The following is an 11,854-nucleotide window of genomic DNA, read 5'->3' on the forward strand; positions in this document are numbered from 1 at the left end:
AGAGAAACTTTAATAACACTCTGAGCTCCCCATTTCAATAATACGCTCAGTCTCGCCACTATTATTAAAAATATAGAGACCTTTGTTGATGTCATTGAGCACTTGCCGCCAGCGAGGTTTCTTTTTGCTCAATGCGAAGAATAAGTTGTTGTAGCGAAGCGCGGGTTGAACATCTTCAAGAGCTCGCAATAGAGTCACTTTTTCAGATTTGGATAAGTTAGAGTAACTAACCGTAAAGCGCAGAACTTTTGGATCGCCAATTATGAGGTCGACCCGTTTTCCCACTAATAGCTTAACGAGCTGAAGGTCATCAACTGCTTTGACAATGACAAACTCTCCGTTGTCCATCATTGCATCAAATTCAGGGGTATTTTGATACCCTCTTACTACGCCAATGGTAGTGCCCTTAAGCGCATTTAAATTTCCTTCAAATGAGTCCCGCTCGCCGCGACGTTTGATAAAACCAATTTCTCCGCCAGGGTAGGCATTGGATAATGCGAGTAACTCACGTCTTGTTTTCCCCTCATAGTTGTCAGAAGGGGATGCATCTTCAATAAAGTATTCTGGGAACAATATATCTGCTCGACCGGACTCGGCAGCTTTAACAGCTCTTGCCCAAGGTAAAAATTCGACATACACCGGGTATCCCTGATCAACAAGCAGAGATATAGTAAATTGAAATACCCAGCCTTTATTGCAAAGTTGATCGCCGATATAGGGAGGCCAGTCCAGTGTGACCAAATGCAGTTGCTCTTTTGTTGGGTTCTTACTAAACAAGTATCCGTTTTCGTGGGGCGCACCGACAATCATTTGATATTGTCCTGATTTAAAAAAGCCCACTTGTAGACTTGCGCTGGCAGGAGGTGTAAACAGAATGAGATAGCTGATGACAAGGCCTACGACTAATTTCATTTTACTAAATTCCTTATGCATATATTTTGCTGCATTCTGGTTTTCCCAAGTCAAATAAACACAGACTGGACTTAAACAGATTTTGTATATTACGGATACCATAACTGAGTAACAATATGCTTCAACCACAGCGTTTCAGGAGGTAAACCATCCCGTGGTGGTGAGTTAGCACCCATATTGTCGTTATTTATTTAGTTTAGTAAGAATATGAGGAAAGGCGAAGGAGATTATCTGGATTATCCGATAGGAAATGAAGGCCCGTTTAAAACCGGCCTTCATAAATATATTTGGCAGTTTATTGAACTAGTTCTTGATCGCTGAATTCATCTGCGAACATTGGGCTAGATAGGTAACGCTCAGTAGCGCTTGGTAAAATTACCACAATGTTTTTATCTGCGTTTTCTGGTTTTTCGGCGATACGTTTAGCCGCAACAACTGCTGCACCAGATGAAATACCGACAAGAATACCTTCGTCTTTCATTAGCTGATGTGCCATTGCGATAGCATCTTCGTTTGATACTTGCTCTGCACCGTCAATGAGTTCTAAATCTAGGTTACCCGGGATAAAGCCTGCGCCGATACCTTGGATTTTGTGCGGGCCTGGTTTAACCTCTTCGCCTGCAAGCGTTTGAGAGATAACTGGAGAGTCACTAGGCTCTACAGCAATTGATTTAACATCAAGGCCTTTTTCTTGTTTCAAGAAACGGCTTACACCTGAGATTGTACCACCTGTGCCAACACCTGCTACGAAGTAGTCGATATTACCTTCAAGTGCGTCAAAGATCTCAGGACCTGTTGTTTCAAAGTGAATTTTAGGGTTTGCTGGGTTTTCAAACTGCTGTAAAAGAACATACTTTTGAGGGTCGCTTTCAAGAATTTCGTTAGCTTTCTCGATAGCGCCTTTCATGCCTTTTGCACCTTCAGTCAGTACTAAGTTTGCGCCTAGTGCTTTAAGTAACTTACGACGCTCAAGACTCATTGTATTTGGCATAGTTAAAGTGAGTTTGTAGCCACGTGATGCTGCAACAAATGCAAGGGCGATACCTGTATTACCTGAAGTTGGCTCGATTAGCTCTTTACCATCTCCTAATAGGCCTTGTTTTTCAGCTTCCCAAATCATAGAAGCACCAATGCGACATTTTACGCTAAAGCTCGGGTTGCGAGATTCAACTTTGGCGTATACGTTGCCGCCAGTTACTCGATTTAGTTTAACAATTGGAGTTTGGCCTATTGCTAGGCTGTTATCTGAAAATACTTTAGACATAAATGTTCCCTTGAATGAGCTTAGGACTATTGTGTATAACACTTAATATAGCCACACTTTACTGATCCTGTAGCAAAACAAGAAGTAAAGAATGGCTATATGATATATTAAAAAAGCTTATAGCTATAACGAATAAAAAATACACTGCTAATTACTTTGGGTAATTAGCAAGGCTTTTCATCAACGTAGCCATGCGTAGCTAAATTTGGCGAAAAAGGTTTTATTATCTTTGGTGATATCACTTAAATCATCATCTTGATAGCCACTATCAGAGTAGCCTACAAACAGCACAGTTTCAGGATTTAATTTGTAGGCGTATAAAAGCTGGGTGCTGAGCTTTTTGTAGCGGCTATCGACGTCATCTATATATTTTTGTTGATTGCGTTCTATATCAAGGTTGATAACTGCCAAGCGCACATAACTGTTTATACCAAATTGATAGGTAAAACGTGCATCGGATAAATTCGCGGTGTACACATTTTCGCCGTCATGCTCTAAGCGTTCGTAGGTGTGGCGCAGTTTAACTTCGAAGTGGCGGCCAAGGTTGAAGTCTAGAGTAGGTTTTACTATGTATCGCTGTCCTAACCGGTTGTTAGCAATATCTAATTTATTGCCAGTGTTCAATCTAAGGCCTGCGAATACGCCTGCTTTTGGTTTCATTTCTAAATACATCCACTGGAAATTTTCAGTGAACATGTCTGTGTTGCCGTCTATGTTTAATCGCGTTTCATCGTGTCGTTGGCCTGTACGTTTACGGTGGTCAAAGCCAACCTGAATAATACTTTGAAGTGGGCCTTGTACTTTGAAGTTTGATTGCACTTCTTTTTCTAGTAACTCTCCATCCTCATTATGACTAATATCCCAGTCGCTGTACCAATTGGCGCGATTCCACCAGTTGGATTCATCCCCGTACCAACGGTATTCAAACCCGGTAACAAACTTATTAAAATCGACCTGCGAAATAAATCCTAAGTCAGCGCGCAGTGCGGCGTCGTAATTACGGTATGAACCAAATGCTCGCCAATATTTGCGATTGTGTTCATAGCTGGCGTAATAGCCCAACCCTTGCTGATCGTCGTGGTTTTGCACCCTTAAAACGCTCTCATTAATTTCGCAAGACTCAATAGGGTCGTCATCACATACTTCATTGATAAAGTGTTGATCATACTGGGTATCGGTCGTGATGGCTTGTAGTTTAATCGTATCGTGTTTGGTTGGGCGGTACTTGCTGTCAATACTCAAGACTTGGTTACGATAATCTTCACTTTGCCTGATGGTGCCTGTTGTGCCAATAGATAATTGGTCATTGGCATCATAGCGATATCTCAGCGCAGCATTTTCACTTTTTTGTTCTAGCGAAACGATACTAGATCCTAAATTACCGGGTACTAACACGTGTGTTGAATCGTCATTAGCGATAAACCCGGCAAATGTGTGCCCTTGTTTGCTACTTGTAGCTTTGACGCCATAATCTGGTGCAGATACATTGCGCGTATGCACCAAATTTAAGTGAGAAGAGAAGTAATCGCTGTTTTCTAAGAAAAAGGCGCGTTTTTCAGGAAAGAATAAACTGAAGCTGTTATTAACACTTAACTGTCCAGTGTCGGCTTCAACCTGAGAAAAGTCTGGATTGACAGTTAAGTTTAAAGTGGTATCAGGTGTAACAGCCCATTTTACATCAAGGCCAGGTTCGTAGTTGGTATCACTTTCAAAGTCAGGTACGACAGCGTCGTCAATGTCACGTGTTTGAGTGTGTGCAATGGCCAGTGCTGGTGTGATTGTTAAGTTATTACTTTGTTTAGCAGTGGCAAACCCACTCACTGCTGGCATTTGGCAGATCCAGCAGCTGTTATTGTGGTCAAGTTGCATGTTGGAAATACGTAGCCTTTCATCCCTTGGTAAAAATCGCAGGAACTCCATAGCCATGTGTTTGGTGCCTTGTGAATCGTTAAAATTAAGCACGCGCAATGGAATCTTAACTTCAACACGGTATCCATCAGGTGTTATTTCCCCCTTGCTAGACCAAATGCCATTCCAAGACGAATTTTCATTTTTGGTTAGCTCGTTTTCAATCGAGTCCATCTGGACGCCCAGCGGATTGACAAAAAATTGATAGGCATTTTGACTTGTGTTTAGCGAGTCGATTTTGAGTCCGACAAGGTCGTCATTCCAGATTTTATCTCTATCACGATAGTGCGCCCTTATTTCTTTCGGTGTAGGGTCTTTTGCAATAAATGCGATAAACAACGCTTCCCCATTTTCGTAAACTAACGCCTTTGTTGTAACTGGGCTTGTGGTGTTTTCATGAGGCCAAGTGACATTATCAATGAGTATTTCTTTAGCAGATTGCCAAAGTGGCTCCTCAACTTTGCCATCTATAGTGGCTGCTTGGTCTATAAACGGGATCTCTATAGGCTGTGGCGCGGCAACAGCAGTGGCTGACAATAGCAGGGTGCATAAAACGCTGGTACTTCTAATCATGATAGATGGTTTAATTCGCAGAAACTAAGGGGTGTTAATTTAATAATAATAGTTTAAAGCAACAATTCATTCTCGTTGAGTTGCGTTAATATCGGGTGAACTCAGGTGAACGAACTGAAGTTAAAGTATCGAATTTGTATACCTAAGAGGTAAAAACATGATAAAAAGGGGCTTGGTTTAAATGTAGATCGGACAAACTATGTCTCTAATAATAAAACTCATCGCCGGTATTGTGGGCGGTATTTTGGCAGGTTTGTACTTGCCTTTAGGTCTGACCGAGCTGTTATATACGGCTAAGGTCATAATAGGCCAACTAATTAGCTTTACAATTCCATTGATTATTTTGTTCTTTATCGCTTCAGGTATTGCCGGTTTACCTAAGACATCGGGACACCTTTTAGGTAAAACGGTCGGCTTTGCATACAGCTCTACTGTGATCGCGGGGACTTTGGCCGTGTTACTGGTATTATTTGCAACGGGCTTCTTTGAGGGGAGTGTTGCCTATGAAGCAGCCAAAGGCGCCGAGTTAAAAGGTTATATTCAACTAGAAATTCCGCCGCTGATGAGTGTGATGACTGCACTTGCTGCTGCATTTATTTTTGGTATTGGCATCAGCCAGCTAAATTTAGGCCAGTTGAAAGATGTTGTCGATCAAGGCCGTGACGTCATTGATGCTCTGTTGGCAAAAGTAATTATTCCTGCGCTGCCTTTTTATATCGCAGGTGTATTTGCCGAGATGGCAGTAGCTGGCACGGTTGTTGATACACTTAGCACGTTTGGTGTGGTGCTTGTGGCTGCGGTTGGTATGCATTGGTTGTGGTTAACAACTTTGTTTGTTGTTTCTGGATTGATGCTAAAACGCAGTCCTTTGGAGTTGGTCAAAAATATGTTACCAGCGTATTTCACTGCGATTGGAACTATGTCGAGTGCGGCGACCATTCCTGTTTCGTTGAGAGCGAGTAAGGCTAACGGTGTTTCTGAAGAAGTAGCAAACTTTTCAGTTCCTTTATGTGCTACAATTCATTTGTCCGGTTCGACAATTACCATCGTAACTTGTGCAATGGCAGTGATGTTTTTATCTCCAACGATGGCTGTCCCATCACTGTTAGAAATGTTGCCATTTATTTTCATGCTGGGTGTTGTAATGATAGCTGCCCCTGGTGCGCCAGGCGGTGCCGTTATGTCAGCATTGGGCCTATTGACCTCGATGCTTGGATTTGATGAAAGTGCGATAGCTTTGATGATTGCACTTTACCTAGCACAAGATAGTTTTGGTACAGCATGTAATGTCACAGGTGACGGTGTGATTGCGTTGTGGGTAAACCGATTCTCTGAAAAAGGAGAGTAGCCAAATCAAACCTAGTAATATAGTCGTATATTTGTAGGTTGGCATGATGTAATTGATTATGCTTTGCGAAATTATATGTTAATCTCGCAAAGCGAATCAGAAAAGATTTTTTACCAAGGGCTAGCGTGAGGATGTTCCATTGATTAACGTACTTTTAGTTGATGATCATGAACTTGTAAGGACTGGGATCAAACGCATCTTAGATGATGTGCGTGGTTTCAAGGTGGTCGGAGAGGCTAAAACTGGGGAAGAAGCGGTTACTTTTTGCCGCCAAAATGAACCCGATATCGTATTAATGGACATGAATATGCCGGGCATAGGTGGATTAGAAGCGACTAAGAAAATTTGTCGTTACTGTCCAGATGTTAAGGTCATTGTACTCACGGTACATTGTGAAGACCCATTCCCAAGCAAAGTTATGCAGATAGGGGCACATGGCTATTTAACCAAAAGTGCTGGGCCAGATGAGATGATCAATGCAATTCGATCGGTTAATTCAGGACAGCGTTATATTGCGCCTGAGATTGCGCAGCAAATAGCGTTGGCACAGTTCAGTGGTAAGGTCGATGAAAACCCTTTCCAATCTCTATCAGATCGAGAACTACAGATCATGTTAATGATCACAAAGGGTGAAAAAGCACAAGATATTGCAGAGCGGCTCAACTTAAGCTCTAAAACGGTGAATAGCTACCGTTATAGAATGTTTGAGAAATTAGACGTAAGTGGTGATGTTGAGCTAACGCACCTCGCTATTCGTCATAAAATGATTGATATTGATAGTTCTCGTTGATCATATCTATTTGAATGACAGAGTTTGACCACAAAGCGTTTTTGAAAACGTTGACCACAGAGCCTGGTGTTTATCGTATGTATGATAGCGAACACCAGGTTATTTATGTCGGTAAAGCAAAAAACCTTAAAAAAAGAGTAAGTAGCTACTTTAGGGCAAATATTCCCGACAGTAAAACGCGGGTGTTAGTCAGTAATATTGTCCACATTGAAGTGACGCTGACCAATACAGAAACCGAAGCATTATTGCTCGAAAACAATTTAATTAAAAAATACCAACCGCGTTACAATATTCTGCTGCGTGACGATAAGTCTTACCCTTATATTTTACTCACTGATCATAAACACCCCAGAATTGCATTTCACAGAGGTGCACGAAAGCAAAAAGGGGAGTATTTCGGGCCATTTCCTAGTAGTGCGGCAGTGTCGGAAAGTCTCAGGTTAATGCAAAAGATTTTTCCAGTGCGCCAGTGTGAAGATGCCTATTATCGCGCCCGTAGCCGGCCTTGTTTACAACACCAATTAAAGCGTTGTTCTGCGCCTTGTGTCGATAAGGTAACAGATGATGAGTATGCTCAGCAGGTTGATCTGGTTAGGCAGTTTTTAAGTGGTAAGTCACATCTTGTTATCGAAACGCTGGTGTCTAGAATGGAACAGGCCAGTATGGCGCTTAATTTCGAGGCTGCAGCTAAATATCGAGATCAAATAGCCTTATTAAGACAAATGCAAGAGCAGCAATCTGTCGCTGGTAATTTTGCTGAGATGGATGTGATTGGCTACGCGCAGCGCAATGGCCTGTCAGCAATTCATATGCTTATGATCCGCGATCACAAAATACTAGGCAGCAAAACCTACTTCCCGAAAATACCGAGAGACTCAAGCGAAGATGAAATATTGACGTCTTTTCTTGGTCAGTATTACGTATCGAATGGCTCCAATGCGCGAATTGCTAACGACATTGTATTGCCATTTGAGTTATCTGAGCGGCATGCACTCACAGAAGCCTTGACTCAACTCGCCAAGCGTAAAGTGCACCTGCGCATCAATGTTCGGGCCGAACGTGCTCAGTATCTGGCACTTGCCAATAAAAATGCTTTAAATAGTATTATGGTTAAGCAAAGCACTCAAGATGCGATCAGTAAACGCTATGCCTTATTAAAAGAGGCGATAGGTTTAGCCGACATAGATCGCATGGAATGTTTCGATATTAGCCATACAATGGGTGAAAATACAGTTGCATCATGTGTTGTATTTGATGCTCAGGGCCCCAATACAAGAGAATATCGTCGCTATAATGTCACTGGGATCACGCCTGGTGATGATTACGCAGCCATGGACTTTGCTTTAAATAAGCGCTACGCGAAAGTGACAGATGTATCCAAAGTGCCTGACATTATTTTTATAGATGGGGGCAAAGGTCAGCTGGCAAGGGCTGAGGCGTTTTTTGAAGATTGGCAATTAGAGAAGCTCCCAATGTTAATTGGTGTGGCAAAAGGCACGAGTCGTAAGCCGGGACTGGAAACGCTATTGTTTGATGGTGGTCGAAAAACAATTAACTTAGAAAGTGACTCTCCGGCGCTGCATTTAATACAGCATATTCGTGACGAGTCACACCGTTTTGCCATTGCTGGACACAGGAATAAAAGACAAAAACAACGCACACAGTCCGTATTGGAAGAGATAGGCGGTGTTGGTAATAAGCGAAGACAAGCGCTTCTTAAATATTTAGGAGGTTTACAAGGCGTTAAATCGGCAAATATACAACAAATAGGGCAAGTGCCTGGGATCAGTCCGCAGTTGGCTGAAAAGATATTTAACCATTTGCATGACAAAGCTTGATACTTCATGCGAACATATAGAAAAAGAATTCTTTAAGTAGTTATGTGGAATATTCCAAACACGTTAACAACATTTAGGTTGTTTCTCATCCCCGTCTTTGCTGTGGTGTTTTATCTGCCGTATTCATGGGCTTTTTTTGCCGCTGCTTTTATTTTCTGGCTGGCATCGGTAACAGATATATTAGATGGGTACCTAGCTCGTAAGTTAAACCAATCAACGCCATTCGGTGCTTTTCTCGATCCTGTTGCCGACAAAGTCATGGTAAGTGTCGCATTGGTGCTCATCGCAGCACATTATCAAAATGTTTGGATCACTTTTGCTGCTGTGGTGATTATTAGCCGTGAAATCGTTATCTCAGCTCTGCGAGAGTGGATGGCTGGATTAGGAAAGCGGGCGAGTGTTGCCGTATCTTCTTTGGGGAAATTTAAAACGGCTGCTCAGATGTTGGCAATCATTGGACTAATTTGGCAGTTTTCAACTTGGATGTTGGTACTGAGTTACGTATTACTGGCAACTGCAACAGTATTAACGATAGTGTCTATGCTGCAATATTTGCTTGCTGCTAAAGGAGAGTTGCTCAAATCTTAATTGATATTGAGCAATTAGAGTACGGTTTAGATAAAAAATAAGCAAACAGTTAAAAACATTCATTTTTTATATTGACGCAATCAAGAAGTTCTGTAGAATGCGTCCGTGTTGAGAGACAACAGTCATCAAAACGAAATGTAGCTAAAGCACTTTATATTGCTTTGAATACATGTTGCGAGTATAGCTCAGCTGGTAGAGCGCGACCTTGCCAAGGTCGAGGTCACGAGTTCGAACCTCGTTACTCGCTCCAACTTTTGATACATCGGCGGAATGGCAGAGTGGCCATGCAGCGGATTGCAAATCCGTCTACCTCGGTTCGACTCCGGGTTCCGCCTCCATTTTCTCAACAAAATCCACATGCGAAAGCAACCCGATGCCCGGGTGGTGGAATTGGTAGACACAAGGGATTTAAAATCCCTCGCTGGTAACAGCGTGCCGGTTCAAGTCCGGCCCCGGGCACCATTATGCGAGTATAGCTCAGCTGGTAGAGCGCGACCTTGCCAAGGTCGAGGTCACGAGTTCGAACCTCGTTACTCGCTCCAACTTTACTTTAAGGTTGGCTTTTGCAAAAACCCGATGCCCGGGTGGTGGAATTGGTAGACACAAGGGATTTAAAATCCCTCGCTGGTAACAGCGTGCCGGTTCAAGTCCGGCCCCGGGCACCACTTGTTTTCAAGTGAAAATGCGAGTATAGCTCAGCTGGTAGAGCGCGACCTTGCCAAGGTCGAGGTCACGAGTTCGAACCTCGTTACTCGCTCCAACTCTCTTTAGAGTTTGGCGGAATGGCAGAGTGGCCATGCAGCGGATTGCAAATCCGTCTACCTCGGTTCGACTCCGGGTTCCGCCTCCATTTTACTTCCACACTTTCTGCTTATGTAGACATCCGATGCCCGGGTGGTGGAATTGGTAGACACAAGGGATTTAAAATCCCTCGCTGGTAACAGCGTGCCGGTTCAAGTCCGGCCCCGGGCACCATTTTATTATTTCGATTTTTATTTTAGTTGTTTCGCTAAGCTTATCGCACTATAGATTTATGTATAAGCTGAGATTTCTGCTGTTGCTATCTGATGCTATTTTTGGCCAAGAGGTTGGTGGCACGCGAGGGATTCGAAGCGTGAAGAATCAACGGGGGTTAGCCCGCTGATTGGATAATTCACAGCCAGTAGAAGTAATAATTAAACAATATTTAAGTCAGTATTTTCGCAATATCTACCTAACAATCCCTTTTAATTAGGCAATGAGAAAAATTCTAACATGAGCTTAAAGTGACCAGAGCCGAAATATTCGCTTGATATGATCTTCCCGTGGCCACTTACACAATCCCCTTCAAAAGAGTGCACAAGCTCACCTTCCATAACAACTTGCCGACTATTTTTAGCCCAGTAAATACGGATCCCCTGTTTAGTGCCTCTAAAGGTATCAAAGTAGTCATTGAATTCACGCTCTTTGCCTTTTAAAGGATTAAGTTCAAAGTCTACGTCTTCACTCAAATCTTGCCCATATGAGCTAAACACCGCAAGCTGAAACGTATCATTGATAATAGTGTCAAAATCCCACCATGGTTTATCTGATGCGCTGAGCTCAGGGCTTGCGGCCAACAATTGCACTTCAAAGTTCAATGGCTTCGGTTCGAGCTCTTTTGATTTGTGTTGGTTGTAGATTCGCTCAACTATTGCGATTTCCTGTGGAGAAAGAGCACGCTCTTCTTCATGCTCAAACTCCGTAATTGATTTTGCAATGAGGTGATCTTCAAGCGACTCTAATACCTTGTCTGTGATCTTAACCTTATTCATACTGATATTGTCTCGTTTAATTTATTGCTGTGAGTGAGAAAGTATATGTCGAAGTCTGTCTGTGGGTTGTTACCTATCTCTAGGCTTAAACCTGACTCTTCAACACGTTTAGATAATTTATTTACAAACCTTGATATGTAGGTGATTGCAGCGTTGCCTTTAAAGCCATGACGTTCACCAAGCTGTTTTTGCGTAAGCGCATTCTGTCGAAAAGACAGCGTAAAAAAGTCGTAAAAAAGGGCTTGCTTCTGTTTGTCTTCTTCTTGGGCTATGGTTTCTAGTAGTAAATTGATAAACAACCGTGCATTTCTATCCATTTTTGCAACCTGATCTGGCGAGGGCTGATCGCTTGGCATTAGCTCATAAATATTATTTGAGCCATCAGAGCTATTATTACTTTCATAAAGGTGGACGATTTGCACCGAGCGCCCCTCATCAGGTGATTTAGCTTGCTCTGATGCCGACTTCCGTCGATAGGTTACATTGCTACCCATATCGAGATAGACGCTTTCAAAGGCTTTATATGTATAAGCTTTTAAGACATGGTTAAAGTCAGTTTGTGCATTGAGCTTTTGAGTGTCTTTATCCGGCTCAATCTCATTACTGGCTTCTTGTTTAGTTGCTTTAATCACTTTTAACAATGTCTCTTGAATAAGTGCTTCGGTGTCGATTCTGTGATCAGTTATCGATTTTTTCCGAAGTAAAAACTTAATAAATTTATACGCTTCTTGTACGGCTTGTTTGTTGTCAAACCACATCCATACCCCCTTTCAATTGTTGTTGTATCCCTTTCATCATTCATTTTCTATTACTCTATTAGGAATAGCCTGACTGCTGATT

General features: G+C 42.4%; 9 protein-coding genes and 8 tRNA genes. 12 read left to right on the top strand and 5 right to left on the bottom strand.

Translation table 11 applies throughout. The features are described from left to right. Positions 1-9: 9 nt before the first annotated feature. The 3 genes from N483_RS24415 to N483_RS24425 all read right to left on the bottom strand — a co-directional run bounded on the left by N483_RS24415 (position 10) and on the right by N483_RS24425 (position 4,657). Positions 10-912: a substrate-binding periplasmic protein gene (locus N483_RS24415; protein WP_023398748.1), complete on the bottom strand. Its 903-nt coding sequence runs from the start codon at positions 910-912 to the stop codon at positions 10-12. A 295-nt stretch (positions 913-1,207) separates the two neighbouring features. Beyond that, on the bottom strand, positions 1,208-2,176 hold the full coding sequence (gene cysK / locus N483_RS24420; protein WP_023398749.1) for a cysteine synthase A: 969 nt from the start codon (positions 2,174-2,176) through the stop codon (positions 1,208-1,210). 180 nt (positions 2,177-2,356) lie between these two features. Next, the gene (locus N483_RS24425) at positions 2,357-4,657 is read right to left on the bottom strand and encodes a carbohydrate binding family 9 domain-containing protein (protein WP_063383399.1); all 2,301 of its coding nucleotides are present in this window, start codon (positions 4,655-4,657) and stop codon (positions 2,357-2,359) included. A 199-nt stretch (positions 4,658-4,856) separates the two neighbouring features. Between N483_RS24425 and N483_RS24430 the strand changes: the two genes are divergently transcribed. The 12 genes from N483_RS24430 (at position 4,857) to N483_RS24485 (ending at position 10,196) form a co-directional block, all read left to right on the top strand. Beyond that, positions 4,857-6,005, top strand: a complete 1,149-nt coding sequence (locus tag N483_RS24430; protein ID WP_023398752.1) for a dicarboxylate/amino acid:cation symporter — start codon at positions 4,857-4,859, stop codon at positions 6,003-6,005. 139 nt (positions 6,006-6,144) lie between these two features. Continuing rightward, a complete protein-coding gene (gene uvrY / locus N483_RS24435; protein WP_023398753.1) occupies positions 6,145-6,795 on the top strand; it encodes a UvrY/SirA/GacA family response regulator transcription factor in 651 nt (216 codons plus the stop codon). A 14-nt stretch (positions 6,796-6,809) separates the two neighbouring features. Then, on the top strand, positions 6,810-8,633 hold the full coding sequence (uvrC, locus tag N483_RS24440; protein ID WP_023398754.1) for an excinuclease ABC subunit UvrC: 1,824 nt from the start codon (positions 6,810-6,812) through the stop codon (positions 8,631-8,633). A 42-nt stretch (positions 8,634-8,675) separates the two neighbouring features. After that, positions 8,676-9,221 carry a CDP-diacylglycerol--glycerol-3-phosphate 3-phosphatidyltransferase gene (gene pgsA, locus N483_RS24445; RefSeq protein WP_023398755.1) on the top strand — a complete coding sequence of 182 codons (546 nt, stop codon included), beginning with the start codon at positions 8,676-8,678 and terminating at the stop codon, positions 9,219-9,221. A 174-nt stretch (positions 9,222-9,395) separates the two neighbouring features. Continuing rightward, a tRNA-Gly gene (locus N483_RS24450) sits at positions 9,396-9,471 on the top strand. Between the two features lie 14 nt (positions 9,472-9,485). Beyond that, positions 9,486-9,559: transfer RNA gene (locus N483_RS24455), tRNA-Cys, on the top strand. Positions 9,560-9,596: 37 nt separating this feature from the next. Beyond that, positions 9,597-9,683 (top strand) — tRNA-Leu (locus N483_RS24460). A 4-nt stretch (positions 9,684-9,687) separates the two neighbouring features. Next, positions 9,688-9,763: transfer RNA gene (locus N483_RS24465), tRNA-Gly, on the top strand. Between the two features lie 36 nt (positions 9,764-9,799). Then, positions 9,800-9,886: transfer RNA gene (locus N483_RS24470), tRNA-Leu, on the top strand. 19 nt (positions 9,887-9,905) lie between these two features. Beyond that, positions 9,906-9,981 (top strand) — tRNA-Gly (locus N483_RS24475). A 16-nt stretch (positions 9,982-9,997) separates the two neighbouring features. Then, positions 9,998-10,071: transfer RNA gene (locus N483_RS24480), tRNA-Cys, on the top strand. A 38-nt stretch (positions 10,072-10,109) separates the two neighbouring features. Continuing rightward, positions 10,110-10,196, top strand: a tRNA-Leu gene (locus N483_RS24485). 251 nt (positions 10,197-10,447) lie between these two features. Here the strand turns inward: N483_RS24485 and N483_RS24490 are convergent. Further along, entirely contained in the window at positions 10,448-11,014 is a 567-nt protein-coding gene (locus N483_RS24490; protein WP_023401319.1) for a hypothetical protein, read from the bottom strand. Next, the gene (locus N483_RS24495) at positions 11,011-11,772 is read right to left on the bottom strand and encodes a hypothetical protein (protein ID WP_023401320.1); all 762 of its coding nucleotides are present in this window, start codon (positions 11,770-11,772) and stop codon (positions 11,011-11,013) included. Before N483_RS24495 ends, N483_RS24490 begins: the two co-directional genes overlap by 4 nt. Between the last annotated feature and the right edge of the window lie 82 nt (positions 11,773-11,854).

It is taken from the genome of Pseudoalteromonas luteoviolacea NCIMB 1944 (assembly GCF_001625565.1).
Classification (GTDB): Bacteria; Pseudomonadota; Gammaproteobacteria; order Enterobacterales; family Alteromonadaceae; genus Pseudoalteromonas; species Pseudoalteromonas luteoviolacea_F.

Coding starts and splice junctions, on each gene's coding strand:
- N483_RS24415 (WP_023398748.1), bottom strand. CDS start 912: ATGAAATTAGTCGTAGGCCTTGTCATCAGCTATCTCATTCTGTTTACA.
- cysK (WP_023398749.1), bottom strand. CDS start 2,176: ATGTCTAAAGTATTTTCAGATAACAGCCTAGCAATAGGCCAAACTCCA.
- N483_RS24425 (WP_063383399.1), bottom strand. CDS start 4,657: ATGATTAGAAGTACCAGCGTTTTATGCACCCTGCTATTGTCAGCCACT.
- N483_RS24430 (WP_023398752.1), top strand. CDS start 4,857: ATGTCTCTAATAATAAAACTCATCGCCGGTATTGTGGGCGGTATTTTG.
- uvrC (WP_023398754.1), top strand. CDS start 6,810: ATGACAGAGTTTGACCACAAAGCGTTTTTGAAAACGTTGACCACAGAG.
- pgsA (WP_023398755.1), top strand. CDS start 8,676: ATGTGGAATATTCCAAACACGTTAACAACATTTAGGTTGTTTCTCATC.
- N483_RS24490 (WP_023401319.1), bottom strand. CDS start 11,014: ATGAATAAGGTTAAGATCACAGACAAGGTATTAGAGTCGCTTGAAGAT.
- N483_RS24495 (WP_023401320.1), bottom strand. CDS start 11,772: ATGTGGTTTGACAACAAACAAGCCGTACAAGAAGCGTATAAATTTATT.